The sequence below is a fragment of the Vibrio sp. B181a genome (assembly GCF_030248375.1).
Classification (GTDB): Bacteria; Pseudomonadota; Gammaproteobacteria; order Enterobacterales; family Vibrionaceae; genus Vibrio; species Vibrio campbellii.
This window is the reverse complement of the sequence record NZ_JAHGAD010000007.1, coordinates 282,943-308,357: the sequence shown is the minus strand read 5'-3', so window position 1 is coordinate 308,357 and position 25,415 is coordinate 282,943. Positions and strand designations below refer to the sequence as shown.

Here is a 25,415-nt window from a genome sequence, read left to right as displayed (position 1 = left end):
CCCGATTCCCGATTCCCGATTCCCGATTCCCGATTCCCGATTCCCGATTCCCGATTCCCGATTTTATTCTTCCTCGTCCGCGCTCACGACGCGATTATCAGGATCCGCCAACTCGCTACCACAATGCTTACAGTGCATCGCATCAGAGTCATGACCAGAGCGATTGCAGTTCGGACACTTCACCAATTGCTTATGCGCATTCATCTCATTACTCAGTTCTGCGGTGATAATGCCGGTTGGAACCGCAAGTATCGAGTAACCAAGTAACATAGTGAGGGATGCAATGGCTTTACCCAAGTGAGTTTGCGGCACCATGTCGCCATAGCCAACCGTAGTAATAGTTACGATCGCCCAGTAGATGCTTTTCGGAATACTCGTAAAACCGTTGTGGGGCCCCTCAATCACAAAGATCAACGCGCCAAAAATGGTGACCAGAATACCTACAGTACTAAAGAAGATAAGAATCTTACGACGCGCCATTAAAAGGGAGCGCAACAAGATGTTTGAATCCTGCAGGTAGCGAACCAATTTCAAAATACGGAAGATTCGCATCACACGAAGCAGTCGCACCACGCCCATAAATGAAGCGCCGGGGAAGAATATTGCTAAGTAGGTAGGCAGAATGGCCAGCAAGTCGACGACGCCATAAAAGCTGGTAGCGTAAGACTTAGGTTTTGGGGAACAGTAGAGTCTTAACAGGTATTCGACAGTGAATATGGCAGTAAAGGTGTACTCAATGTAACGCAGCTCACGTGACCATTCCGTCATGACCGATGGCAGTGACTCTAGGATGAGAACTAATAACGAGGTAATGATCGCGATAATAAGCGCAATATCGAAGGCGCGTCCGGCACGTGTGTGGGTACCGAAGATGATGACGTATAAATGATGCTTAATAGACTTGCGAGGCATGATGTTGCACTGTCAGCGTTAAAATGAAACGAATTGCAACATCATACCAGAAGTTTGGAAGCTTAGGCTAAGCCGGGGAAGAGGTTTCTTAGGCCGTTTGCGATGAACTCGATACCCAATGCACCTAGGATAAGACCCATGATACGCGTGATTACGTTGATACCCGTCTGGCCAAGGAAACGTACGATCAAAGGTGCAGAACGGAACAGTAGCCACGAGCAGAAACAAAACAACATGATGGTAACGCTAATGCCAACTGTGTCGAGGGCGCTTGGGTAGCGTGCACCATATACGATGGTTGAGCTGATTGCGCCAGGGCCTGCCATTAATGGCATCGCCAGTGGCACTACGCCAATCTGTTCACGACTTACATACTCAGTCTTTTCTTGTTTGTTCTGCTTATCTTCACCCAGTTTACCGCTCATCATTGAGAACGCGATGCTCAGAAGTAGCAAGCCGCCAGCAACACGGAAAGAGTCCAGCGAGATGCTGAACATATCCAGCAGTAACTGACCAGCAAAAAGAGAAATGATCAAAATCACTGCAACAGCAACGTTTGCTGTCGTGGCGGTTTTGTTTTTCTCTTCTGGAGTCATATGTCCGGTTAGGGACACGAACACTGGCATGATACCAACAGGGTTCACTGCTGCGACCAAACCTAAGAAAAACTGTAGGAAAATAGCTAACTCTAAAGTCTGCATGTTGCTTACTCGTAAACGTTCACAATAGTGAAAAAGAGAGGGGGTAATTTTAGGCGGTAATGTAAGGCAAAACTGCGGCTGGAAGAAATGAAAAAAACTAACGTATTTGGGCTAGTATTTGTGAGAAAAACTAATTATTGAAGAAAATGTATTCAATCTGGAAACGAATTGTTACGTAGAAAGTTGGTGAGAGAGCATACTGATTTACACAAACGTTAACATTCGCACATTTTTCGCAAAAATAAAGGTGGTTTGTAGAGAGATAAGACGTATTCGATATACTCTCAGTAGCACAAAAATTAGGGTTCACATGTAATTTTGTTGGCTAAAAATGAAACTTTTTTACAGATTGTTGTTGTTTCTTTTAGTTTTTAGTTCGTTTGCTTCTTTTTTGCTCAATAAAAAATTAAGTTTAATTTGTTTGTTTATCAATGAGTTATGTAGTTATGTTGTGGTAAGCCACTACTTTGGGGGTATTTCAGTTGTGAGAACTGATCCAAGTCAATTTTTTTCACACTCTGAAATATTATACTCAGCCCTGAAAGCAATTTACTAAGATGGTTGTTAGTTAAGTCGCTGATAAACAGTAAAAACGAAAGACAATAGCCTTACTAAAAAGTTTTTAATATTTATTATTTTAGGAGATCCACCATGCCTGTAACTAACTTAGCTGAACTAGATGCTCTAGTAGCACGCGTTAAAGCAGCACAAGAAGAGTTCGCAACATTTTCTCAAGAGAAAGTAGACGCAATCTTCCGCGCAGCTTCACTTGCAGCTAACCATGCTCGTATTCCACTAGCACAACAAGCAGTTGCTGAATCTGGAATGGGTATTGTTGAAGATAAGGTAATCAAAAACCACTTCGCTTCAGAATTTATCTACAACAAATACAAAGACGAAAAAACATGTGGCATCCTAGAAGAAGATGACAACCTAGGCACAATGACTATCGCTGAGCCTGTAGGTATCATCTGTGGTATCGTTCCAACGACTAACCCAACTTCTACAGCAATCTTCAAATCTCTAATTTCTCTAAAAACTCGTAACGGCATCATCTTCTCGCCACACCCACGTGCGAAGAACTCAACTAACGATGCAGCGAAACTAGTTCTAGACGCAGCAGTTGCAGCTGGTGCTCCAAAAGACATCATCGGTTGGATCGACCAACCATCTGTAGAGCTTTCTAACGCTCTTATGAAGCACGACGGCATCGCTCTTATCCTTGCAACTGGTGGTCCAGGCATGGTTAAAGCAGCTTACTCTTCTGGTAAGCCAGCAATCGGTGTAGGTGCAGGTAACGTTCCTGTCGTTATCGATGAAACGGCTGACATCAAACGTGCTGTTGCTTCTATCCTAATGTCTAAAACTTTTGATAACGGCGTAGTATGTGCTTCTGAGCAAGCTGCAATTGTAGTTAGCGAAGTGTACGACGAAGTGAAAGAGCGTTTCGCTTCTCACAAAGCTCACGTTCTATCTAAAGCTGATGCTGATAAAGTACGTAAAGTACTTCTTATCGACGGCGCGCTAAACGCGAAAATCGTAGGTCAACCTGCTCCAGCAATCGCTGAAATGGCTGGCGTTAAAGTTCCTGCTGACACTAAAGTTCTTGTAGGTGAAGGTCTAGGTAAAGTTTCTTACGATGATGAGTTCGCTCACGAGAAACTATCTCCAACTCTAGGTCTATTCCGTGCTGACAACTTCGAAGACGCAGTTGCTCAAGCGGTAACAATGGTTGAAATCGGTGGTATCGGTCACACATCTGGTCTTTACACTAACCAAGACGTTAACGCAGACCGCATCCGTTACTTCGGTGACAAGATGAAGACTGCACGTATCCTTGTAAACATCCCGACTACTCACGGTGGTATCGGTGACCTTTACAACTTCAACGTAGCACCTTCTCTAACTCTAGGTTGTGGTTCTTGGGGTGGTAACTCTATCTCTGAGAACGTAGGTCCTAAGCACCTTATCAACAAGAAAACTGTAGCTAAGCGAGCTGAAAACATGTTGTGGCACAAACTACCTAAGTCTATCTACTTCCGTCGTGGTAGCCTTCCAATCGCAATGAGCGACCTAGAAGGTAAGAAACGCGCATTCCTAGTAACTGACCGTTTCCTATTCAACAACGGTTACGCTGATGAAGTAGTTAAACTGCTTAAAGAGCAAGGCATCGAAGTTCAAACATTCTTCGACGTAGAAGCGGATCCAACACTATCTGTTGTTGAGAAAGGTGCAGAAGCAATGAAGAGCTTCCAACCTGACGTAATCCTAGCTCTAGGTGGTGGTTCTCCAATGGACGCTGCGAAGATCATGTGGGTAATGTACGAGCACCCAGAAACTCACTTCGAAGAACTAGCAATGCGCTTTATGGACATCCGTAAACGTATCTACAAGTTCCCTAAAATGGGTAAGAAAGCTGAGCTTGTATGTATCACTACAACTTCAGGTACTGGTTCAGAAGTTACGCCATTCGCGGTTGTTACAGACGACAAGACTGGTGCTAAGTACCCACTAGCTGACTACGAAATCACGCCAAACATGGCTATCGTTGATGCTAACCTAGTAATGAACATGCCTAAGTCTCTAACAGCATTCGGTGGTTACGATGCAGTAACTCACGCTCTAGAAGCTTACGTATCAGTTCTTGCTAACGAGTACTCAGACGGTCAAGCTCTACAAGCACTTAAGATGCTTAAAGAGTACCTACCTTCAAGCTACGCGAACGGTGCAAACGACCCAATCGCTCGTGAGAAAGTACACAACGCGGCAACTATCGCTGGTATCGCGTTTGCAAACGCATTCCTAGGTGTTTGTCACTCTATGGCGCACAAGATTGGTGCTGAGTTCCACCTACCTCACGGTCTAGCGAACGCTCTACTAATCTCGAACGTTGTACGTTACAACGCGAACGACAACCCAACTAAACAAACTGCGTTCTCTCAATACGACCGTCCACAAGCACGTCGTCGTTACGCTGAAGTTGCTGACCACCTAGGCCTAAGCCAAGAAGGTGACCGTACTGCTCAGAAGATTGAACGTCTACTAGCATGGTTGGACGAGTTGAAAGGCGACCTAGACATCCCAATGTCTATCCAAGCTGCAGGTGTTTCTGAAGCTGACTTCGTAGCTAAACTAGACGAACTAGCTGTTGAAGCGTTCGATGACCAGTGTACAGGTGCTAACCCACGTTACCCTCTAATCACTGAGCTAAAAGAAGTACTAATGGCTTCTTACTACGGTAAAGCGTTCGTTGAAGGCGAAACTTTCGAAGGTACAACTGTTATCAAGAAGAAAGCAGACCAAGTAGCGAAAGAAGCAGCACCAAAAGCTAAGAAAGAAAAAGCTAACGCATAAGTAAGACGTTAGTTATGAAGTAGGTTTTCGCTAGCACGAAACTTACAATCGGGAAACTCAAAGCCCCAGTCGAAAGACTGGGGCTTTTTTTGTTTCTCTATTTAGCCGCTTTGCAGCAGAAGGTGATTATCAATCGTGGAGAGTTAGACTTCGGTCGTGACGACGCGTCCGCTAAAGTACTCATTTGCGACAATGTAGGCGGTATTTCTTACCAACTCATCTTGGATCTGAGCCCAATGTCGCTCGTCTAGATCTTCGCTGGTATGGTTTACTGATGGGATGACACCACCCACACGAATATTGAAAGGGGTCAGCTCTTTTGCCCAGCTGTGAGTAAAACCAGAGACCAAAGCCGCCATGCTTTCCACACCGGTCAAATCCTCATGGTTGTCATGTGAGATTACATTCACGATAACCCCCTTTTTCTCTCTTGAACGGAATCGTTCTGCGCTGACTTGCCCATAGGTATAGAGAAAGCGAGCTGCAGAGGAAAGGTGATCGATGTACGTACTCATTGGTTCTGGTGCCATCAAGCTCGGCATTGGAGAGCTGGTCCAACAATTAACGATGACGTCGGGTGTTGCGCCTAGCTGTGACTCAATTTGATCGAACAATAGATTGATTGAGGTGGTGTTATCACTACACACGTTTATCGCATAAACCTTGTCGGAGAAGGCGCGGATTTGCTCGTAGCTCGCCTTTAAAGCATGAGGGTTCTGGTCACAGAGCACCAACGTCGCACCAAGGTGGGCAAAGTGGTTGGAACAAGTCCTGCCTAAGACTGAGCCTGCAGACGTAACGAGAATGATTGATTCTTTGATATCCATAGCACCTTCACTGTAATTTCTTGTGTTAAACAATACATCAGTGGTTTGTGCTAACAGCATGGATGAATTTCTTTGAGCTCAGTGTGAAAAGCTTCAAAGTAACGCTTTTGAGTCGGAATTATTGTCTAGGAATTTGTAAGCCGTCACATTTCTGACGTGCTTCAAATGTAAGTGCTTGGAGAAAAAGAAGATCGTTAAGCTTGTACTTGAATTTGATACTGACGTTGAGCCGTCACTAGTTGGTTGTATAAGCCCGCTTCAGGGATCAACTGCTTATTACGCTCTCCTAAGCTACGACGCTCATGCCCGGAAAGGTTGTGGTAAACCTCTTCTGGCAGATTGAAAGTGTCTTCAGGGAGGTAAGTTAGCGCGTCTGGTTTTAGGTAATGGCTCAACTTCGCAGATGGTAAGCCTGCATCATGGAACTGTTTTGCTTGTTCCGCTGCAAGTTCATAGCTGCTGCTATCAGAGCGAAGCGCTTGAGGCTGAGACAGCCCGAATTGCTGGCGAAGAATGTCGTCACTGGTGATGACTTCTTGTACTTCTTCAACTGGAGCCACATCTCGAACATCATTCGAAAACATAGACAGAATTAACGAGAAATCAGCACGGCGGCCTTCGTGCACGGCATGGTTGATACCATTACCGAACTGGAGTTCGTTGATGATTGCTGCTTTGTCTAAAGTATGGATTTGCATGGTGTTCCTCGCTTGATGCACTTTTAACGGCAACAGAAGGAAGAACTTTAGGGAAAAGAGGGGATTAATTGAAGAAATAGGTTTGAGAAGCAATAAAAAAGCCCGCTGTAATGCGAGCTTTTAACTATGACTAAATTGAACTTAGGGGGAAGTAAATTACTTCGCTAGGTTCTCAGCTACGAAGTCCCAGTTTACAAGAGCCCAGAAGCCGTTCATGTAATCAGGACGTACGTTGCGGTAATCGATGTAGTAAGCGTGTTCCCACAGGTCAACAGTTAGAAGTGGAGTAGTACCTTCTTCTGTTAGTGGTGTTGCTGCGTTAGAAGTGTTAACGATTTCTAGAGAACCGTCAGCTTTCTTAACTAGCCAAGTCCATGAAGAACCGAAGTTGTTGATTGCTGCGTCAGTGAACTTCGCTTTGAATTCTTCGAAAGAACCGAATGCTGCGTTGATTGCTTCAGCAACTGCGCCAGTTGGTTCGCCGCCCGCGTTTGGCGCTAGACAGTGCCAGTAGAACGTGTGGTTCCAGATCTGTGCTGCGTTGTTGAATACGCCACCAGTAGAAGTCTTGATGATTTCTTCTAGTGTTTTGCCTTCGAACTCAGTACCAGGGATAAGACCGTTTAGCTTAACAACGTAAGTGTTGTGGTGCTTACCGTGGTGGAAATCTAGAGTCTCTGCAGAGATGTGTGGTTCTAGTGCGTCTTTCGCGTAAGGAAGAGCTGGTAGTTCAAATGCCATTGCTCGATTCTCCATAGATATGAAAGGGTTACCTTTCGATTGCTTCCAGTGTTTTTATTTATATGTAGTCGTTACGACTGACTTGAGAAGTATTTTAGCAAGTTTTTACTTTATTAAAACCCCGATATGAAAATATTTTAAGATACCAAGGTTAAAAGCTTACTAATTATATGGTTTTTATTCTGTGGTTATTGAGTAGAATGTGGCAAATAATTAAAGTTCACATCCATGAATGAGGAAGCGATGGAAACTATCGATAAAATCAAACAGCAGATCTCTGAAAACACAATCCTGCTGTACATGAAAGGATCACCGAAACTGCCTAGCTGTGGTTTCTCTTCTCAAGCTGCACAAGCACTAATGGCATGTGGCGAGAAGTTCGCTTACGTAGACATTCTACAAAACCCAGACATCCGCGCTGAGCTACCAAAATACGCTCAATGGCCAACATTCCCACAGCTATGGGTTGAAGGCGAGCTGATCGGTGGTTGTGACATCATTTTGGAAATGTTCCAAAAAGGTGAACTTCAGCCTCTTATCAAAGAAGCTGCAGCACGCGTTGAAGGTGATGCTGAGTAAGCTTAAAGTTACTGAACAAAAAAGGAGCCCTACGGCTCCTTTTTTTTAGTTCAGTTTGAATACGCTCACAGTACTCTTCAGATGCTCGGAGATCCCAATAAGCTCATTAGACTTTTCCTGATTAGATATTGAGAGCTCATAAGTGTCTCGTGCTTGGTCGTTGATGCAAACGATACTTTGATTAATTTCTCCTGCGACCAATGTCTGCTCTTCTGTTGCTGTGGCAATTTGGGTATTCATATCTTCAATGATAGTAATCGCGTCCAGAATCTTCGATAGAGATTCTTGGGCCTGGCTTGACTTATTTAGCGTATCTTCAGCTGCCAGTTTGTTGGTATTCATCATTTCAATTGAATTGTTTGCTTCCTGTTGAAGCGCAGCAATGACTTGCTGTATCTCATTTGTACTCTCTTGAGTTCTATTTGCTAAGTTTCTCACTTCGTCTGCCACTACGGCAAAACCACGACCTTGCTCTCCGGCTCGAGCAGCTTCAATTGCAGCATTGAGAGCAAGAAGGTTTGTTTGGTCAGCGATGTCACGGATTACTTCCAGGACGGCTCCGATATTGACAGTCTTTTCACCCAAAGAGTTAATTACAGTAGAGACATCCGCTATTGCGTTTGATAGAGAAATGATGCTGTCGTTCACCTCAACAAAAAGCTCATTTCCGTGGACTGCAGCTGCGGAAGCCTGGATTGCTGAATCTGAGGCTCGTTGTGCATTTTGAGCTACTTCATTAACAGCAACAGACATTTCGCTCATTGCTGTCGAAGTTTGTTCTAGTTGCTCCATTTGCGCAGAGGAACCTAAATTAACGTTTTTTGCCGCTTTACTAATACCACTGGCAAAGTTCAATAGCTCGTCTGAAGATACTCGAATAGTAGATATGGTCTCTTTTAAATCTCCGACCATATTGAACACAGCTCCGTTAACTCCATACGAATTTGATGGTTCGTGTTTCATGCATAAATCACCCTTTGCAACCTGGGTGACTAGATGTTCTATTTCTTTTGGTTCGCCACCAATAGGTTTGTAAACTAATTTCTCAACAACGAAGTAAATACATACCGTACTTAAGACTAAAAATATTGTAGAAGTAATTAACGTTTCAACTAGATTATCGTTTGAATCTTGGTTTATTGAGTCTTCAGTCATCCATGTCCAGACACTCCAGCCTAGAGAGGGGATTGCCGATGCTGAACCAACATACTCCGTATTTTTATGTTGATACTCGAAGCTCTCTTCTTTTTCTGGATCTTGTAGCTTTAACTGAGGTATCTCTGTAAAAATATTTTTTCCGATAAGCGATCTGTCTTTGGCTGAGAGTATGAAGCCATCGTTTCTTGATACGAATACCTGATTTTCGGAGGTCAGTTGTGTTGTATATGCACTGATATCATTTATAAGAAGGTTAAGTGCAATAACACCAACTACTTGATTGTCCCTATATATTGGTTGAGCTAGCGCCATAACTGTATCACCAGTTGAAGAGGAAAATGGCCTAGTAATTATCTTTTCTTCGCCGTTCATAGCTCGGAGGTACCACTCACGCTGCTTAGATCGAGCGTTAAAGCCTGGGATTAGGCCGTTTGTTTTTGCGGAATAGGATGTGCCATCTTCAAGCGAAACGTAAACATTCACGACTCCAGCAGTTCTCATAGCTTTTGTAATTAAATCAACAGTACTTGCTATATTGATTTTACTTTTAGCCTCGATATCAATTTGTTCGCTTGTTAGCAATAATATATCGAAATAACGAGAAATTTTTTGACTTAGAGCATCGGATATTAATTGTGATTTGTACTGTAATTGCTGTTTAGAATTGAGTGTTGAGGATGTTTGGAAGTCACTCCAGTTAAGTAGGCTTGTACTGAGTATTGTTATCGTACTAAGTGCAATCATAGATAATAATATTTTTAACTTTGCTGACATCGTCTTAATACCGTGATAGTAGGTTTAATATATTTTTTGGTTGTTTATATATTGTATCACTATAAAAACTCTCACTGTTGGCTTTTTATAAATTATTTTTGTTATACAAAGTTAATAATTTAATTTATATTGAGTGTGACTTTGGTTCAGTTTAATTTTTAACTTGATTTCTATTTTTAATAAAGTTATTAACAATGCAAAATTTATCTTAATAATTTTTATTAAAAATCTTTTTTATTTATCATTATCAATGATGAATCACACAATGAGTTTTAGGTATTGTATTAGAGAATTTAATTACCCGGGCTCACTTGATCGCAACTCTATGTTACGTTGCGTCAAATTATGGTCGAAAGAGGTTGTGAGTATCAGGTGGTTCAGGAAAGGCCACTTTTAAAACAAAGCGGCTTTTCTGAGCTTTAGACGGTATAATCACCGTAAGGGTTGCTATTCTAGCCTCATAGCATCGAAATATATTGATGCAACTGATTGACTTTGTAGGTTTAAAATTAAAGTGGATATAAAGCTATACTACGTACATGATCCAATGTGCAGCTGGTGTTGGGGCTACAAACCAACCATCGAAAAATTGAAGCAGCAACTGCCGGGTGTGATTCAGTTTGAGTATGTTGTGGGTGGGCTTGCGCCAGATACTAATCTGCCAATGCCTCCGGAAATGCAGCAAAAAATTGAGCAGATTTGGAAGCAAATTGAAAGCCAGCTTGGTACCAAGTTTAACTACGATTTCTGGACGTTGTGTACGCCAGTGCGCAGCACTTACCAGTCTTGCCGCGCTGTTATTGCCGCAGGCTTCCAAGACTCTTATGAGCAAATGCTAGAAGCGATTCAACACGCTTACTACTTACGTGCGATGCCGCCTCATGAAGAAGCAACGCACTTGCAACTAGCACGAGAGATTGGCTTAAACGTTCAGCAGTTTAAGAACGATATGGATGGCACTTTGCTGGAAGGTGTTTTCCAAGACCAACTGAGTCTTGCTAAGAGTTTAGGTGTTAACTCTTACCCGAGTCTGGTACTGCAAATTAACGACGCTTACTTCCCAATTGAAGTAGATTATGTGTCGACAGAAAACACGTTGAAGCTCATTCGCGAACGTATTATCGACAATATGCCAGCGCAGTAAGTTGAAACCGATTTTCTAAAAAACAGACAACAAAAAGCCGCTCATTGAGCGGCTTTTTCGTAACGAATTGTATCCATCCGATGATGCGATTACAGCACCATTGCAGCAATCCAACCAAAGATGATCAGAGGGATGTTGTAGTGGATAAATGTCGGTACTACGGTTTCCCAAATGTGTTCGTGCTGACCGTCTGCGTTTAGGCCTGATGTTGGACCTAACGTTGAGTCTGAAGCAGGAGAGCCGGCATCACCAAGAGCGGCTGCCGTACCAACAAGGGCGATAGTTGCCATTGGCGAGAAGCCGAATGCGAGTGATAGCGGAACATAGATAGTTGCAAGGATTGGGATCGTAGAGAACGATGAGCCGATGCCCATTGTTACCAACAAACCAACGATAAGCATCAATAGTGCTGCAAGAGGTTTGTTGTCACCGATGCTGGTTGATAGCGATTGTACAAGCGTCTCAACGCCGCCAGTTTGCTTCATTACTGCAGCGAAACCTGCCGCCGCAATCATGATGAAGCCAATCATTGCCATCATGTGAACACCTTTAGTGAACACATCGTGCGTCTCTTTCCACGCGATAACGCCGCCGAAAGTGAATACCATGAAGCCAGCTAATGCACCAATGATCATCGAGCCTGTGTAAAGCTGAACGCTTAACGCTGCGATAATACCCAAGCCTGCAACCATGATGTGCTTCTTATTTAGCTTCGCTTCAGATTCTTGAACAACGGTCAGTTCAGTTTCTTTGTATTCGCGAGGTTTGCGGTAGCTAAAGAAGATTGCCGTCAGAAGACCAAACAGCATACCAGCACCTGGCAATAGCATTGCAGTAGGAACTTGGCTTGCCACAACATCGGTTAGACCGTTGTCATGCAGATTCTTTAGAAGGATATTGTTAAGGAAGATACCACCAAAGCCGATAGGCAGAACCATGTATGGTGTGATCAAACCAAAGGTAAGCACACAAGCAACCAAACGACGGTCCAGCTTCAGCTTAGCGAATACGCCCAAAAGAGGTGGGATCAAAATTGGAATGAAGGCGATATGTACCGGAATCACGTTTTGAGATGACATGGTAACAAGTACAAGAGCAACCAATACTGCGTATTTTAGACCCGTAGTCGACGCAGAGCTCTCTTTACCATTTAGGCGCTTGATAACGCTCTTTGCAAGAAGGTCAGTGATGCCAGAGCGAGAAATTGCAACAGCGAAAGTACCTAGCATTGCGTAGCTCAGTGCGATAGTCGCACCGCCGCCTAGGCCACTTTCAAATGCGGCAACCGTATCCCCAAGGCTCATGCCAGCAACAAGGCCACCAACGATGGCACTAAACGTGAGGGCAACCACCACGTTTACGCGCATCAATGCTAACACGAGCATGACGCACACAGATATAACGACAGGATTCATACTTTTCCTAATATGTTGTGTTTACTTATTATTCTTCGTCGACAAGCGGCCAACCGCCTAGGGCCTTCCATTTGTTGACGATGCCACAGAATAACTCTGCAGTTTGTTGTGTATCGTAGAGGGCTGAGTGTGCCTCACGATTGTCGAATTCCATCCCTGCAGCTTTACATGCTTTAGCGAGAACAGTTTGACCATAAGCAAGCCCACTTAATGTTGCGGTATCAAAAGTGGCAAATGGATGGAAAGGGACTCTTTTGAGTTTGCAGCGCTCATTTGCTGCATTAACAAAACTTAAGTCGAAAGCAGCGTTATGTGCCACCATGATGGCACGGGAACAGTCTGCCGCTTTTTGCTCTTTGCGGATCAGTTTGTAGATTTCTTTGAGTGCTTCTTGTTCTGATACTGCACCGCGAAGAGGGCTGAATGGGTCACGAATGCCATTGAATTCAAGCGCTTCTTTTTCTAAATTCGCGCCTTCGAATGGTTCGATATGAAAATGAATGGTTGAGGCAGGATGCAGATCGCCATTTTCATCCATGCTAAGGGTGACGGCACAGATTTCTAAAAGTGCATCAGTTTGAGCATTGAAACCTGCGGTCTCAACGTCTACTACCACTGGAAAATAACCACGAAAACGCTTTTTCAGGGTCAGAGCTTCATTTTCTATTGTCATGTTGGCTTATATTTGTGTGACGAAGGCTGCATTATTGCAGATTCTACCGATGAGAAAAACCGCAATTTGGGAGAAATGTAAAATTCTATTTCCCGTTAACCAGTAAGGGTTATAACTAAAAACAAGGTTAACGTGCACCTGTTATTCTCGCGATGTTATTTACCATTTTATGCACTTGCCAAAGTGAGCGTTAACTCCTTATATCCCCTTGCAAATTCTATGTTGGCGGGATTTTTGCATTAGTTTGCATGTTTTTAATTGATTCAAGTAAGCGGCAATAGACTGCCGTTTGAGAGAAGTACCTAGATGAATAAATGGCTAGTAACCAGTGGTGTCCTGATGTCTTTACTCAGCGCAAACAGCTTTGCGTCGATGGGAAAGCGCTACGTTGCCACACCGCAGCAATCACAGTGGGAAATGGTGATGAATACGCCGTTGGAGTGTCAGCTGGTGCATCCAATCCCAGGATTTGGTGACGCGGTATTTTCATCTCATGCAAGTAAAAAAATCAATTTGGATTTTGAATTGAAGATGCTCCGCCCTATGGGTGAAACGCGCAATGTCAGTTTGATTTCTATGCCACCACCTTGGCGTCCGGGCGAGAATGCTGATCGCATTACTAACCTTAAATTTTTCAAACAGTTTGATGGTTACGTTGGTGGACAAACCGCTTGGGGCATTCTCTCTGAGCTAGAAAAAGGCCGCTATCCAACGTTTAGCTACCAAGACTGGCAGAGCCGAGATCAGCGTATTGAAGTCGCATTGTCTTCGGTACTGTTCCAAAACAAATACAACGCCTTTAGCAGCTGCATTGCTAACTTGCTGAAGTACAGCTTTGAAGACATTGCCTTCACGATTCTTCACTATGAGCGTCAAGGTGATCAGTTAACTAAAGCTTCGAAGAAACGTTTAGCGCAAATCGCTGATTACGTTCGCCATAACCAAGATATCGATTTGGTGTTAGTGGCGACATACACAGATTCGACAGATGGTAAAAGTACGAGTCAAAGCTTATCTGAACGACGAGCGGAATCATTGCGCAGTTACTTCGAATCTTTGGGCTTATCTGGAGAGCGTATTCAAGTGCAAGGCTACGGTAAGCGTCGTCCGATTGCAGATAATGGGTCACCAATAGGTAAAGACAAGAACCGTCGCGTGGTGATTTCACTAGGGCGCACCCAGGTTTGATCTTAAATATTCACCAATACAAAAACGCCAGAGTCTGACTCTGGCGTTTTTTATCCGTTTGACGTTGTTTGATTCTATTAGTTGTCGCTTAGAGTTACTTGGTGCTTAAGGCATATAATGAATGTTAGTTTAAGCGGAACTTAGCAATGATTTCGCAATTGGTTGCTGTGTCGATTTTCTCGACCTGCTTTGCGATCACAGGGTTTGGATGGCGCTTCATGAAATCAATGAGGGCCTTAGTACAGCAGCCGATTGAATCAATAAAGCTTGCGCAATCTCTATTCGGACATTGAGGGATCAGCGTCAGCACTTTCTCAGAAGCGAGTTGAAGGTATTTGAGCTCATATTCTGTGTCGCCTGCCCAGCGCCAAAATTGGGCAAGGTTGTGGCATGAAATCACCGAAATCAATAATCGCTCGTCGGCTTCTATTTCCACGCATTCGCTAATATCTTCACTCAGGCTAAGGGCTTGCTGGTAATGAAGAATGCTGCGAACAGGGTCATCTAGTTGAAGTGCCGTATCGGCTAGAAGTGTGTGTTTTTCCCATTCACTGATCATTATCGTTATCCCACATGTCGATGTTGGTGGTGAATCTAAACGATAATTATTATCAAGTAAAGTAATTTGTTGATAAAAGAAAGGCAGGTCTCAGACCTGCCTGCAAATAATAGCGAGTTTCAGTAGGAGAGGCTGAGTTAGCCCTCTAGGCCTGCTGATGCTTGTTTATTTTGAATCAGTTCAATCATGTAGCCATCTGGGTCCTTAACGAAAGCGATATGAGTCGTTCCGCCTTTTACTGGGCCCGCTTCGCGAGTCACGTTACCGCCAGCTGCTTTGATTGCGTCGCAAGTTGAGTAGATATCGTCTACGCCAATTGCGATGTGGCCAAATGCAGAGCCTAGGTCGTACTCGGTTGTGCCCCAGTTGTAAGTCAGCTCAATGACGGCACCTTGAGACTCATCACCGTAACCAAGGAACGCCAGCGTGTATTCGTACTCTTTGTTTTCATTGGTACGAAGCAACTGCATGCCCATGACTTCAGTGTAGAACTTGATAGATTTGTCTAGATCACCCACGCGTAGCATGGTGTGAAGAATTCGACCGTTTGACATTATTTGCTCCTAGCGATTGTTTCAGACGGGTTTATTCGTCTGGGTACACTTTTTCTTTGTATTCACACAGATCTTCAATGATGCAGCTACCACAGCGCGGCTTTCTTGCCACACATGTGTAACGACCATGAAGGATCAACCAGTGGTGTACATCAAGCTTAAACTCTTTTGGCACCACTTTTAGCAGTTTTTCTTCTACGTCATCGACGGTTTTACCCATCGCAAACTTTGTACGGTTAGAAACGCGATAGATGTGCGTATCTACCGCGATAGTTGGCCAACCAAATGCAGTATTCAGTACCACGTTAGCGGTTTTACGACCGACACCCGGCAAAGCTTCAAGTGCTGCACGATCTTCTGGCACTTCGCCGTTGTGCTTCTCTAGCAAGATCTTACAAGTCTTGATGGTGTTTTCGGCTTTTGAATTAAACAGTCCGATGGTTTTGATGTATTCCTTTAAACCATCGACACCTAAATCAAGAATGCCTTGTGGTGTGTTTGCTACAGGGTAAAGCTTGTCCGTTGCTTTGTTTACACTTACGTCTGTCGCCTGCGCAGAAAGCAGTACAGCGATAAGTAACTCAAACGGTGTGCTCCAGTTAAGCTCCGTCTGAGGATTGGGATTGTTTTCTCGTAGTCGTTCGAGAATTTCAATTCTTTTGACTTTGTTCATTGCTGACTTCCAAACCCGTCTTTGCGGTTTATGAAAAAGGCCCTACGAGTGGTAGAGCCTTGATTTTTGAATTCTTATATTATGCGTTAGTTACGCGAGCGCGCTCAATGGCTGGTTTTTCTTCTTTTGGCTGACGAGCCTGAATTGAGCTGTCGATAACGTTTTTCAACGCAATCAAAAGTCCTACGCCGATAAAAGCCCCTGGCGGCAATAATGCCAATAGGAAGCTGCTATCGAAGTGGAAAACTTGAATACGCAGTGCCGCAGCCCAGTCACCCAATAGCAGGTCTGCACCGTCGAACAAGGTGCCGTTACCGATAAGTTCACGCATAGCACCAAGTACAACCAATACCGTTGTCATACCCAGCCCCATCCAGAAACCATCCAATGCTGCTGGCAATGGATCATTCTTCGAAGCGTAAGCTTCCGCACGGCCGATGATAATACAGTTGGTTACGATCAGTGGGATGAAGATGCCCAGAGATAGATACAGTCCGTAGGCATAAGCGTTCATCAGGAGTTGAACACAAGTTACCAAGGCGGCGATGATCATAACGAAAACGGGAATACGGATTTCTTTTGGTACGTAGTTACGAATCAGTGAAACCGTCACGTTCGAACCGACAAGCACTAATAAGGTTGCAATACCCAAACCAAGGGCGTTGGTAATAGTGGAAGAAACCGCAAGCAGAGGACACAAACCCAGAAGTTGCACTAGGGCAGGGTTGTTGCTCCACATGCCGTTTTTCATTAGCAGTTTATTTTCACTCATGGTTGCCTCCTGCGCAGTCAAGGGGCTGATTCAGAATCTCGTCACGAGACTTATTTACGTAGTTTACTGTGTTTCTCACCGCTTTCACTACCGCACGAGGGGTAATGGTTGCGCCAGTAAACTGATCGAAATCGCCACCATCTTTACGAACTCGCCAAGAATTCCAATTACTTTCTGTCACTTGCTTACCAGTGAAGCTCAAGATCCAATCCGTAACGCGTAAATCAATTTTATCACCCAATCCCGGCGTTTCTTGATGGCTTAGGATACGAGTACCAAGGATCTTGCCTTGGTTATCGATGCCGGTGATGATTTTGATTTCACCGTTGTAGCCATCTGGTGCGATGGACTCAATTGCCATTGCCGTTGGTTGACCATCTTTGGTGGCAATGTAAGTTGGCATCGAGCGAACCGTACCTAGATCGGGCGCAGATACCATAGTACATGCCGCAACAAGGTTGTTGTCATGCATTTCTTCCGGAATCACTTGGTTAAGAACCGACAGCAATTGCTTTTGTTCCTGAAGCTTAATTTGATCTTTTGTTAGGTACTGAGTCAGTGCCACAAGACCGGTTGTTGCACAGGCGAAGATCGCCAATGTCAGACCATTTTTTCTAATAGCGGTTAACATGTTTACCTCAGTGACCGTAAGTTCTTGGTTTGGTGTAGTAGTCGATCAACGGTACACACATATTGGCAAGCAGAACGGCGAACGCAACGCCATCTGGGAAGCCACCCCAACTACGAATAATGAATACTAACGCGCCGATCAGAGCACCGAAAATCAAGCGACCTTTCACGGTCGTTGACGCTGAAACAGGGTCGGTTGCGATAAAGAATGCGCCTAACATCGTTGCACCTGAAAGTAGGTGGAAGATTGGTGACGCGGTTTCTCCCGGCATGATCAAGCTAAACACGGTACTAAACAGTGCCAAGCTGCCTAGGAAACCAACTGGAATGTACCATTGGATGATGCGCTTTTTGATCATCACTAGACCACCAACCAAGTAAGCTAGGTTTACCCATTGCCAACCGATACCCGCAAGTCCGCCAAACATTGGTTGTGATAGCACCTCACTTGGCGTTGCACCAGTATGAATACCAGTTTTGAATGCATCTAATGGGGTTGCCATTGTTACGCCATCCACACCAGCGCGAACTTGTTGCAGTGACAAACCATCAAAGTCATAGCCAGTGAAGATCAGAGATAACGCGTCTGCAAAAGTCACATGCTCAGACATCAATGAAACAGGTGCGCTCCAGCTTGTCATTTGGACAGGGAAGGAGATAAGCAATACAACGTAAGCGACCATTGCTGGGTTAAATAGGTTTTGACCAATACCACCGTATAAGTGCTTTGCAATAACGATAGCAAAAATCAAACCGATAACCATGATCCACCAAGGGGACCATGGCGGGATTGCTACGGCTAATAGCCATGCTGTCACGATGGCACTGTTATCACGTAATGCACGCATTGGAGAACGCTTACGCACAAGCATGACTAGTGCTTCAAGTGACACTGCGACCGCAATAGCGAACACGAGTTGAATGATGGTGCCCCAACCAAAGAAATAGGTTTGAGCCACTAAGCCAGGAATAGCGCACAGCGCTACCCATTTCATCAAATCAGGCGTGCTGCGACGGCTGTGAGCGTGTGGTGAACTGGCAATAAAAAACGACATTACTCGTTCTCCTCAGTATTGTTCTTATTCGCTTCTTGCTGAGCTTTACGTGCTTTAGCGCGAGCAATGGCAGCGGCAACAGCAGCTTTCTTTGGATCCACTTCTGGCTCTTCAGAAGGAGCTTCCGCTTCAACAGATTCTGTTTGTGCCTCTTGCTGCGCTTTACGCGCTTTAGCACGAGCAATAGCTGCGGCAACCGCGGCTTTCTTCGGATCCACTTCTGGTTCTTCAGAAGGCGTTTCTTCAACAGATTCTGTTTGTGCCTCTTGCTGCGCTTTACGTGCTTTAGCACGAGCAATAGCTGCGGCAACAGCGGCTTTCTTTGGATCTTCAGTTTGTTCTGTAGGCGCTTCCGTTTCTGCAGACTCAGTTGATTCTTCTTGCTGAGCTTTGCGTGCTTTAGCGCGAGCAATGGCTGCGGCAACAGCGGCTTTCTTTGGATCCACTTCTGGTTCTTCAGAAGTAGCTTCCGCTTCAACAGATTCTGTTTCTGCCTCTTGCTGGGCTTTACGCGCTTTAGCACGAGCAATGGCAGCGGCAACTGCTGCTTTCTTCGGATCTTCAGCTTGTTTAGCCGGCGCCTCCGTTTCTTCAGATTCTGTAGAACCTTCTTGCTGAGCTTTACGTGCTTTGGCACGAGCAATCGCTGCAGCAACAGCAGCTTTCTTTGGATCTTCAGCTTGTTCTGCTGGTGTTTCCGCTTCTGCAGATTCCGTAGAGTCTTCTTGCTGAGCTTTGCGCGCTTTTGCACGAGCAATCGCTGCAGCTACTGCGGCTTTCTTCGGATCTTCAGCTTGTTTAACAGGTGCTTCCGTTTCTACAGATTCGGTCGAATCTTCTTGTTGTGCTTTTTTCGCTTTAGCTCTGGCGATAGCTGCCGCGACGGCTGCTTTCTTGTCACCAGCTTCAGCCGGTGTTGATGCGTCTTCTTGTTGAGCTTTCTTCGCCTTAGCACGGGCAATCGCTGCTGCAACCGCTGACTTCTTGTCGTCAGCATTATCCGTAGATGCGTCGCCTTGTTCTTTTTGCGCTTTGCGTTCGCGAGCAAGACGTTTGCGTTCTTCGCGTAGCTTCGCCATTTCTGAGTTATCAGGCTCAGCTGCACCAGATTGAGCCGCCGCAGCTTGTTTCGCTTTTGCTTTGGCAATCGCGGCTGCAACCGCAGGTTTCACAGCTGGTTCCGCTTTGGCTTCGGCATTGTCTTTTTGTGCTTTCACGCGAGCGATGGCTGCAGCAATCGCATCGTCACCGCCAGAGGCTTTCATGTCTTTACGACGATCATCTGCGGCTTTCTTAAAGCGATTTTCACGTTCTGCTTTTTCGCGTTCCATACGCGCTTTCTTCTCTTCAAAGCGCAGCTTAGCTCGTTCAGCTGCTGCCGCTTCTTGAGCGCGTGTACGGATTTCAGCTTTCGCTTGACGATAGTATTGAACCAGTGGAATTTCACTAGGGCACACAAATGCACACGCGCCACATTCAATACAATCTTTAAGGTTCAGTTCTTCAAGCTTTTCGTATTCTTGGCTTTTTGCATACCACTGAAGCTGCTGTGGCAATAGCGAGGCAGGGCACGCTTCCGCACATTGGCTACAACGGATACATTCCATTTCGTATTGGTCAGAGGCGATCTCACGACGCTTCGGTGCCAGAATACAGTTTGCCGTTTTAGTGATAGGAACCTGAGCATGGGGGAGTGTAAAGCCCATCATTGGACCACCCATGATCAGGCGCTGCAGTTTCTTATCTGCTTTGTAGCCAAACTCGTCTAACAGTGCTTGTACTGGCGTACCAAGTAGCGTCCAAACGTTACGTGGTTGCTTGAAGGTTTTACCCGTCAGAGTCACGATGCGATTTACCACAGGTTCGCCATCGATCACTGCACGTTTAATTGAGTAGAGAGAACCAACGTTTTGAACCAGGATGCCAATATCTGCAGGGATAGCGCCGCTAGGAACTTCTTTGTTGGTCAAAATCTTGATGAGCTGCTTCTCACCACCAGAAGGGTACTTGGTTGGGATAACGCGGATCACGATATCTTTGTTCATCGCCGCTTGTTCCAGTGCTTTGATTGCTGCTGGCTTGTTATCTTCAATACCAATGATGGTCAGTTTTGGCTTAAGGATATGCTCGACGATCTCGATACCTTGGATCAGTTCGTCTGCATGTTCCTGCATGAGTTTGTCATCGGCGGTGATGTAAGGTTCACATTCTGCCGCATTAACGATAAGAATTTCGGTACGTGCAATACCCGATTGGATCTTCTTAGCGGTAGGGAAGCCTGCGCCACCCATGCCAGAGATACCAGCAAGGCGGATCACGTCGATCAATGCATCAGCGGATTCTTGGGGGTAATCGGCTACTGGCGTTTTCTCACACCAAGTATCGTTACCATCTGGCGTAATCACTGCGCACAGTTCGCTCAAACCTGATGGGTGCGCAACAGTGCGTGGCTCAATAGCTGTTATTTGCCCAGAAGTTGGAGCATGAACAGGAACGGTAAAACCACTGTCTGACGCCGTTAGCTGTTGACCTTTCAACACTGTGTCACCAACAGCAATCAATAGATTACCTGCTTTACCGATGTGTTGTTTCAGAGGTAGGACGATTTCCGACGGAATGGCTGCATGAACCAATTCAGTTTTGTTGGATTGCTTTTTGTTTTCTGCCGGATGCACGCCGCCTGGGAAATCCCATAGCGAACCAGTACGAATTTGTTCAATCAAAGACAACATACGAAACCTTATTTAATTGAATCAGTCACGTTCGCTGCATTGGCAGCATCCGTAATGTTAACCACTGGAATGGCATTAAGCTTCCATTTCCAGCTCTCTGTGGTGGTTTCCACAGGAATCATTTCAATACAGTCAGTTGGACAAGGCGCAACGCACAAGTCACAACCCGTACACTCGTCTTTGATTACGGTATGAAGGGCTTTAGTACCTCCAACAATCGCATCCACAGGACACGCTTGGATACACTTGGTACAACCGATACACATGTCTTCATGGATGAAAGCAACGGTTTTGACTTTGCTGTCGAGATCGTGTGCCGACTCTTCGGCTTCAACGCCCATTAGATCCGCCAGTTTTTCAATGGTCGCTTGACCACCTGGAGGACACTTATTGATTTTGTCGCCATTCGCGATTGCTTCTGCGTATGGACGACAACCCGGGTAGCCGCACTGACCACACTGAGTTTGCGGTAGAATAGAGTCGATTTGATCGACAATTGGATCCGCTTCGACTTTGAAGCGAATCGATGCAAAACCGAGTATCGCCCCGAATACAGCAGCGAGGGCAGCAAGAGCTATGATCGCAATTAAAATCGTACTCATCGTTTACTTCACCAAACCTGTAAAGCCCATAAAGGCGAGAGACATCAGGCCTGCGGTGATCATCGCAATCGATGCGCCTTTAAATGGCACAGGTACGTCAGCGGCGGCAATACGTTCACGCATTGACGCAAATAGGATCAGTACCAAGGAGAAGCCAACCGCTGCGCCAAAACCGTAAATGATCGATTCGATAAAGTTGTGGTTTTCATTGATGTTAAGCAGAGCAACACCCAGAACCGCACAGTTCGTTGTGATCAGAGGTAGGAAGATACCCAACAGACGATACAGCGTCGGGCTGGTTTTATGCACGACCATTTCGGTGAACTGTACAACAACAGCGATCACCAAAATAAAGCTCATGGTTCGTAAATATTCGATGCCCAGTGGACGCAAAACATAGCTTTCCACCAAGTATGCACACACAGACGCGAGCGTTAGTACAAAAGTTGTAGCTAAGCCCATGCCAATTGCTGTTTCCAGTTTTTTAGACACGCCCATAAAAGGACACAAGCCTAAAAACTTCACCAGTACAAAGTTGTTCACCAGCACAGTGCCGACCAACAACAAAATATATTCGGTCATAGTTATTACGTTCTTAAAATCCGATCCCAATATTATCGTGTTTTGTGACCTCAATAACAACCAGAGAACGGTGTGGTTTTATGCACTCGATGGAAAATTATACGTGTATGTGATGTGAGCGGATGAATTAATAAGAAATTGAAAAGTTTGGTGAATGGTTGTTAACAAAGAAAAACGCAATTACCGCCACTGATTTAACGCACGCGTTGTTGATGTTTTTGGTATCATTTCGTATGGTTCGCCAGAAACGACAAAAGCTCATACCCTAATGAGTTAGAGGGATGAGCTTCGATTACTTTACAATCTAGCGATTACAGTTTTTCTGTAAACGTTCGGCTGATCACGTCTTGTTGTTGCTCTCGAGTTAGCGAGTTAAAACGTACCGCGTAACCAGACACTCGAATCGTCAACTGAGGGTATTTCTCTGGATGTTCAACCGCATCCAATAACATCTCTCGGTTAAGAACGTTGACGTTAAGGTGTTGACCACCTTCAATCGCAATGCCCTCGTTGCTTGCTTCGTGATGGAAGTAACCATCCATTAGCGCGGCTAGGTTTTTCTTCTGACTTAATTCATCTTTACCTAACGCGTTAGGCACAATTGAGAAGGTGTAAGAAATACCATCTTTCGCGTAAGCAAACGGCAGTTTAGATACCGATGCCAAAGACGCAACCGCACCTTTTTCGTCACGACCGTGCATTGGGTTTGCACCTGGACCAAAAGGCATACCTGCGCGACGGCCATCTGGTGTATTACCCGTTTTTTTGCCGTAAACCACGTTAGATGTGATCGTTAGGATCGATTGAGTTGGCACTGCTTCGCGGTAGGTGTGCATCTTCTGAATTTTCTTCATGAAGCGCTCAACTAGATCACAAGCGATGTCATCGACACGAGCATCGTTGTTACCAAATTTTGGATAATCACCTTCGATTTCAAAATCAACGGCGATGCCATCTTCATCACGAACAGGCTTCACGGTCGCGTATTTAATTGCCGCCAAAGAGTCAGCGACAACAGACAGACCCGCAATACCACACGCCATGGTGCGGTGCACGTCGCGATCCATCAATGCCATCAGTGATGCTTCGTAGCTGTAACGGTCATGTGAGTAATGGATGATGTTCAACGCTGTGACGTATTGCGTTGCTAGCCATTCCAACATGTTGTCGAAGCGTGGCATCAAAGCGTCAAAGTCGAGAACTTCATCTTGAACTTTGTCCACTACCGGACCCACTTGCGCTTTCGATTTTTCGTCGATACCACCATTGATAGTGTAAAGCAGCGCTTTTGCAAGGTTGGCACGTGCACCAAAGAACTGCATATGCTGACCAACAATCTGTGGGCTCACACAACATGCAATCGCGTAGTCGTCATTGTCGAAATCAGGACGCATTAGATCGTCGTTTTCGTATTGAACAGAAGAGGTATCAATTGACACTTTTGCCGCGTATTGCTTGAACGCTTCAGGTAATTGCTCTGACCAAAGAATCGTCATGTTTGGTTCAGGAGCAGGACCCATCGTATGTAGCGTATGTAAGTATCGGAATGTCGTCTTAGATACTAGTGTACGGCCATCAACCCCCATACCAGCCATTGCTTCTGTTGCCCAGATTGGGTCGCCAGAGAACAATGAATCGTATTCTGGTGTACGAAGGAAGCGAACCATGCGCAGTTTCATGATGAAGTGGTCGATCATCTCTTGCGCTTGTGATTCATCAATCAAGCCATTTGCGATATCACGTTCTAGGTAAACATCTAGGAAAGTCGATGTACGACCCAATGACATTGCTGCGCCATTTTGAGATTTAACTGCCGCCAAGTAACCAAAGTAGGTAAATTGAATCGCTTCTTGCGCTGTTTTTGCAGGTAGCGACATATCAATGCCGTATTTCAAACCCATTTGACGGATGTCTTCAAGCGCTTGAACTTGGTCTGCAATTTCTTCACGTAGACGAAGCGTTTTCTCAAGATCGCCACCGCGCTCTAGGAACGTTTGTGTCGAATTGTATTGCTCTTTTTTGTCTGCTTTTAAGAAGTCGATACCGTAAAGAGCGATACGACGGTAGTCACCAATGATACGACCACGGCCATAGGCATCAGGAAGACCTGTGATAATACCGGATTTACGACACGCTAAGATTTCTTTGGTGTAAAGGTCGAAACACGCTTTGTTGTGAGTTTTACGGTACTCAGTGAAGATCTTTTCAACCGTTGGATCCAATTCGCGGCCATAAACTTCGCACGAGTTTTTCACCATGCGAATACCACCATTAGCGATGATTGCACGTTTTAGAGGCTGATCGGTTTGTAAGCCAACGATCTTTTCCAGATCTTTGTTGATGTAACCCGCATCGTGAGAAGTAATCGTTGATGGCAGATCGGTATCGAAATCAACAGGCGCGTGTGTGCGGCTTTCTTGTTTAATGCCTTCAAGCACTTGGTTCCATAATGCTGAAGTAGATGCGCTAACCTCGGCTAAGAAGGACTCGTCTCCCTCATATGGTGTGTAGTTTTTTTGGATGAAGTCACGAGTGTTGACAGAGTTTTGCCATTCACCAGCAGTGAATCCAGCCCATGCGTCGAGCATATCAGTCGTCGGAATAGTCATTAGTAAATCCCTAAGTTATTGATAAATAGAATGGAGGCGACGAGTAGGACGGAACCATTCTTAACCCTGTCAATCGTATGGATTTACAGGTTATGAGTAAAATGAATGCTTTTCATTTTTTAGATGACTATTGTGCATTAATTTTAAATTCAACTGGTTATGCGCATTGCAACAACATCAAATGGTTTTGGTTGAACGTGCCTTGTACAGATATTGACAATTTTAACGTTGGTAATGGTGGGCTTGAGTTCGTAATTACCGGTAGTAGCGACGGATTAAGAGAAGTGCCAAGGTTTTGGACTTTTGAGAGTTGTAAAAATTATTGGGCTAGGTGTGGGGTATTTGAGTACAGAAAATATGCAACCTGAACCTTTGTTGATGGAAAAATAGTCTATTATAGGGTTGGGAAAACCACATTTATATGAACTGATATTAATATTTTTGTGTGTATTTGCATTTGTGAATAAATTTTCAGTTTTATTT

Annotated in this window: 23 protein-coding genes; 5 read left to right on the top strand and 18 right to left on the bottom strand. The window is 44.9% G+C overall.

Annotated elements, in window-relative coordinates:
- Nucleotides 1-63: 63 nt before the first annotated feature.
- Together KIO97_RS03335 and KIO97_RS03330 are read right to left on the bottom strand one after the other, a co-directional pair.
- Nucleotides 64-912: an ion transporter gene (locus KIO97_RS03335; RefSeq protein ID WP_012128542.1), complete on the bottom strand. Its 849-nt coding sequence runs from the start codon at nt 910-912 to the stop codon at nt 64-66.
- A gap of 62 nt (nt 913-974) precedes the next feature.
- Entirely contained in the window at nt 975-1,613 is a 639-nt protein-coding gene (locus tag KIO97_RS03330; RefSeq protein ID WP_005433169.1) for a YchE family NAAT transporter, read from the bottom strand.
- Between the two features lie 651 nt (nt 1,614-2,264).
- Between KIO97_RS03330 and adhE the strand changes: the two genes are divergently transcribed.
- Nucleotides 2,265-4,967, top strand: coding sequence for a bifunctional acetaldehyde-CoA/alcohol dehydrogenase (adhE, locus tag KIO97_RS03325; RefSeq protein ID WP_045377306.1), 2,703 nt, complete (start codon nt 2,265-2,267; stop codon nt 4,965-4,967).
- A gap of 143 nt (nt 4,968-5,110) precedes the next feature.
- Here adhE and KIO97_RS03320 read toward each other — a convergent pair whose 3' ends face one another.
- The 3 genes from KIO97_RS03320 to sodB form a co-directional block, all read right to left on the bottom strand.
- On the bottom strand, nt 5,111-5,854 hold the full coding sequence (locus KIO97_RS03320; RefSeq protein WP_045377304.1) for an SDR family oxidoreductase: 744 nt from the start codon (nt 5,852-5,854) through the stop codon (nt 5,111-5,113).
- A 134-nt stretch (nt 5,855-5,988) separates the two neighbouring features.
- Nucleotides 5,989-6,492, bottom strand: coding sequence for a VC2046/SO_2500 family protein (locus KIO97_RS03315; RefSeq protein ID WP_285380967.1), 504 nt, complete (start codon nt 6,490-6,492; stop codon nt 5,989-5,991).
- A 156-nt stretch (nt 6,493-6,648) separates the two neighbouring features.
- The gene (sodB, locus tag KIO97_RS03310) at nt 6,649-7,233 is read right to left on the bottom strand and encodes a superoxide dismutase [Fe] (protein ID WP_005536241.1); all 585 of its coding nucleotides are present in this window, start codon (nt 7,231-7,233) and stop codon (nt 6,649-6,651) included.
- Between the two features lie 243 nt (nt 7,234-7,476).
- Between sodB and KIO97_RS03305 the strand changes: the two genes are divergently transcribed.
- Nucleotides 7,477-7,812 carry a Grx4 family monothiol glutaredoxin gene (locus KIO97_RS03305; RefSeq protein ID WP_009707292.1) on the top strand — a complete coding sequence of 112 codons (336 nt, stop codon included), beginning with the start codon at nt 7,477-7,479 and terminating at the stop codon, nt 7,810-7,812.
- Nucleotides 7,813-7,857: 45 nt separating this feature from the next.
- Here the strand turns inward: KIO97_RS03305 and KIO97_RS03300 are convergent, their stop codons facing one another.
- Nucleotides 7,858-9,744 carry a methyl-accepting chemotaxis protein gene (locus KIO97_RS03300; RefSeq protein WP_285380965.1) on the bottom strand — a complete coding sequence of 629 codons (1,887 nt, stop codon included), beginning with the start codon at nt 9,742-9,744 and terminating at the stop codon, nt 7,858-7,860.
- Nucleotides 9,745-10,258: 514 nt separating this feature from the next.
- Here KIO97_RS03300 and KIO97_RS03295 point away from each other — a divergent pair.
- Nucleotides 10,259-10,888: a DsbA family protein gene (locus KIO97_RS03295; RefSeq protein ID WP_005430768.1), complete on the top strand. Its 630-nt coding sequence runs from the start codon at nt 10,259-10,261 to the stop codon at nt 10,886-10,888.
- Nucleotides 10,889-10,977: 89 nt separating this feature from the next.
- On the opposite strand, the gene KIO97_RS03290 is transcribed toward KIO97_RS03295, so the two are convergent.
- Both KIO97_RS03290 and rnt read right to left on the bottom strand, forming a co-directional pair.
- Nucleotides 10,978-12,303, bottom strand: a complete 1,326-nt coding sequence (locus KIO97_RS03290; protein WP_005430775.1) for a Na+/H+ antiporter family protein — start codon at nt 12,301-12,303, stop codon at nt 10,978-10,980.
- 28 nt (nt 12,304-12,331) lie between these two features.
- A complete protein-coding gene (rnt, locus tag KIO97_RS03285) occupies nt 12,332-12,976 on the bottom strand; it encodes a ribonuclease T (protein ID WP_005439693.1) in 645 nt (214 codons plus the stop codon).
- Between the two features lie 306 nt (nt 12,977-13,282).
- Here rnt and KIO97_RS03280 point away from each other — a divergent pair, with 306 nt between their 5' ends.
- A complete protein-coding gene (locus tag KIO97_RS03280; protein WP_010645731.1) occupies nt 13,283-14,164 on the top strand; it encodes an OmpA family protein in 882 nt (293 codons plus the stop codon).
- A 124-nt stretch (nt 14,165-14,288) separates the two neighbouring features.
- On the opposite strand, the gene KIO97_RS03275 is transcribed toward KIO97_RS03280, so the two are convergent.
- The 10 genes from KIO97_RS03275 to pflB all read right to left on the bottom strand — a co-directional run bounded on the left by KIO97_RS03275 (nt 14,289) and on the right by pflB (nt 24,932).
- A complete protein-coding gene (locus KIO97_RS03275) occupies nt 14,289-14,723 on the bottom strand; it encodes a DUF2753 domain-containing protein (RefSeq protein ID WP_005536418.1) in 435 nt (144 codons plus the stop codon).
- 137 nt (nt 14,724-14,860) lie between these two features.
- A complete protein-coding gene (gene gloA / locus KIO97_RS03270; protein WP_020196364.1) occupies nt 14,861-15,277 on the bottom strand; it encodes a lactoylglutathione lyase in 417 nt (138 codons plus the stop codon).
- A 31-nt stretch (nt 15,278-15,308) separates the two neighbouring features.
- Nucleotides 15,309-15,950 (bottom strand): endonuclease III, encoded by a 642-nt coding sequence (gene nth / locus KIO97_RS03265; RefSeq protein WP_005439684.1) that lies wholly within the window; start codon nt 15,948-15,950, stop codon nt 15,309-15,311.
- A gap of 79 nt (nt 15,951-16,029) precedes the next feature.
- Nucleotides 16,030-16,722 (bottom strand): electron transport complex subunit E, encoded by a 693-nt coding sequence (locus KIO97_RS03260; RefSeq protein ID WP_010645729.1) that lies wholly within the window; start codon nt 16,720-16,722, stop codon nt 16,030-16,032.
- On the bottom strand, nt 16,715-17,353 hold the full coding sequence (gene rsxG, locus KIO97_RS03255; RefSeq protein ID WP_005536427.1) for an electron transport complex subunit RsxG: 639 nt from the start codon (nt 17,351-17,353) through the stop codon (nt 16,715-16,717). Before rsxG ends, KIO97_RS03260 begins: the two co-directional genes overlap by 8 nt.
- A gap of 7 nt (nt 17,354-17,360) precedes the next feature.
- The gene (gene rsxD, locus KIO97_RS03250; RefSeq protein WP_009707287.1) at nt 17,361-18,407 is read right to left on the bottom strand and encodes an electron transport complex subunit RsxD; all 1,047 of its coding nucleotides are present in this window, start codon (nt 18,405-18,407) and stop codon (nt 17,361-17,363) included.
- A complete protein-coding gene (rsxC, locus tag KIO97_RS03245) occupies nt 18,407-21,139 on the bottom strand; it encodes an electron transport complex subunit RsxC (protein WP_285380962.1) in 2,733 nt (910 codons plus the stop codon). The genes rsxD and rsxC overlap by 1 nt, the downstream gene beginning before the upstream one ends.
- An 8-nt stretch (nt 21,140-21,147) precedes the next feature.
- Nucleotides 21,148-21,741, bottom strand: coding sequence for an electron transport complex subunit RsxB (gene rsxB / locus KIO97_RS03240; RefSeq protein ID WP_005439677.1), 594 nt, complete (start codon nt 21,739-21,741; stop codon nt 21,148-21,150).
- A gap of 3 nt (nt 21,742-21,744) precedes the next feature.
- Nucleotides 21,745-22,323, bottom strand: coding sequence for an electron transport complex subunit RsxA (gene rsxA / locus KIO97_RS03235; protein WP_005425202.1), 579 nt, complete (start codon nt 22,321-22,323; stop codon nt 21,745-21,747).
- A gap of 311 nt (nt 22,324-22,634) precedes the next feature.
- Nucleotides 22,635-24,932, bottom strand: a complete 2,298-nt coding sequence (gene pflB / locus KIO97_RS03230) for a formate C-acetyltransferase (protein ID WP_285380959.1) — start codon at nt 24,930-24,932, stop codon at nt 22,635-22,637.
- Nucleotides 24,933-25,024: 92 nt separating this feature from the next.
- Here pflB and KIO97_RS03225 point away from each other — a divergent pair, with 92 nt between their 5' ends.
- Nucleotides 25,025-25,300 carry a hypothetical protein gene (locus tag KIO97_RS03225; RefSeq protein WP_285380958.1) on the top strand — a complete coding sequence of 92 codons (276 nt, stop codon included), beginning with the start codon at nt 25,025-25,027 and terminating at the stop codon, nt 25,298-25,300.
- Nucleotides 25,301-25,415: the final 115 nt, after the last annotated feature.

What these genes read in the sequence shown, in the direction of transcription:
- rsxD (WP_009707287.1), bottom strand. Translation starts at nt 18,407, where the DNA reads ATGTCGTTTTTTATTGCCAGTTCACCACACGCTCACAGCCGTCGCAGC.
- KIO97_RS03320 (WP_045377304.1), bottom strand. Translation starts at nt 5,854, where the DNA reads ATGCTGTTAGCACAAACCACTGATGTATTGTTTAACACAAGAAATTAC.
- KIO97_RS03335 (WP_012128542.1), bottom strand. Translation starts at nt 912, where the DNA reads ATGCCTCGCAAGTCTATTAAGCATCATTTATACGTCATCATCTTCGGT.
- KIO97_RS03280 (WP_010645731.1), top strand. Translation starts at nt 13,283, where the DNA reads ATGAATAAATGGCTAGTAACCAGTGGTGTCCTGATGTCTTTACTCAGC.
- KIO97_RS03260 (WP_010645729.1), bottom strand. Translation starts at nt 16,722, where the DNA reads ATGAGTGAAAATAAACTGCTAATGAAAAACGGCATGTGGAGCAACAAC.
- rsxG (WP_005536427.1), bottom strand. Translation starts at nt 17,353, where the DNA reads ATGTTAACCGCTATTAGAAAAAATGGTCTGACATTGGCGATCTTCGCC.
- rnt (WP_005439693.1), bottom strand. Translation starts at nt 12,976, where the DNA reads ATGACAATAGAAAATGAAGCTCTGACCCTGAAAAAGCGTTTTCGTGGT.
- KIO97_RS03305 (WP_009707292.1), top strand. Translation starts at nt 7,477, where the DNA reads ATGGAAACTATCGATAAAATCAAACAGCAGATCTCTGAAAACACAATC.
- KIO97_RS03290 (WP_005430775.1), bottom strand. Translation starts at nt 12,303, where the DNA reads ATGAATCCTGTCGTTATATCTGTGTGCGTCATGCTCGTGTTAGCATTG.
- KIO97_RS03315 (WP_285380967.1), bottom strand. Translation starts at nt 6,492, where the DNA reads ATGCAAATCCATACTTTAGACAAAGCAGCAATCATCAACGAACTCCAG.
- KIO97_RS03225 (WP_285380958.1), top strand. Translation starts at nt 25,025, where the DNA reads ATGAGTAAAATGAATGCTTTTCATTTTTTAGATGACTATTGTGCATTA.
- KIO97_RS03275 (WP_005536418.1), bottom strand. Translation starts at nt 14,723, where the DNA reads ATGATCAGTGAATGGGAAAAACACACACTTCTAGCCGATACGGCACTT.
- nth (WP_005439684.1), bottom strand. Translation starts at nt 15,950, where the DNA reads ATGAACAAAGTCAAAAGAATTGAAATTCTCGAACGACTACGAGAAAAC.
- gloA (WP_020196364.1), bottom strand. Translation starts at nt 15,277, where the DNA reads ATGTCAAACGGTCGAATTCTTCACACCATGCTACGCGTGGGTGATCTA.
- rsxC (WP_285380962.1), bottom strand. Translation starts at nt 21,139, where the DNA reads ATGTTGTCTTTGATTGAACAAATTCGTACTGGTTCGCTATGGGATTTC.
- rsxA (WP_005425202.1), bottom strand. Translation starts at nt 22,323, where the DNA reads ATGACCGAATATATTTTGTTGTTGGTCGGCACTGTGCTGGTGAACAAC.
- adhE (WP_045377306.1), top strand. Translation starts at nt 2,265, where the DNA reads ATGCCTGTAACTAACTTAGCTGAACTAGATGCTCTAGTAGCACGCGTT.
- KIO97_RS03300 (WP_285380965.1), bottom strand. Translation starts at nt 9,744, where the DNA reads ATGTCAGCAAAGTTAAAAATATTATTATCTATGATTGCACTTAGTACG.
- KIO97_RS03330 (WP_005433169.1), bottom strand. Translation starts at nt 1,613, where the DNA reads ATGCAGACTTTAGAGTTAGCTATTTTCCTACAGTTTTTCTTAGGTTTG.
- pflB (WP_285380959.1), bottom strand. Translation starts at nt 24,932, where the DNA reads ATGACTATTCCGACGACTGATATGCTCGACGCATGGGCTGGATTCACT.
- sodB (WP_005536241.1), bottom strand. Translation starts at nt 7,233, where the DNA reads ATGGCATTTGAACTACCAGCTCTTCCTTACGCGAAAGACGCACTAGAA.
- rsxB (WP_005439677.1), bottom strand. Translation starts at nt 21,741, where the DNA reads ATGAGTACGATTTTAATTGCGATCATAGCTCTTGCTGCCCTCGCTGCT.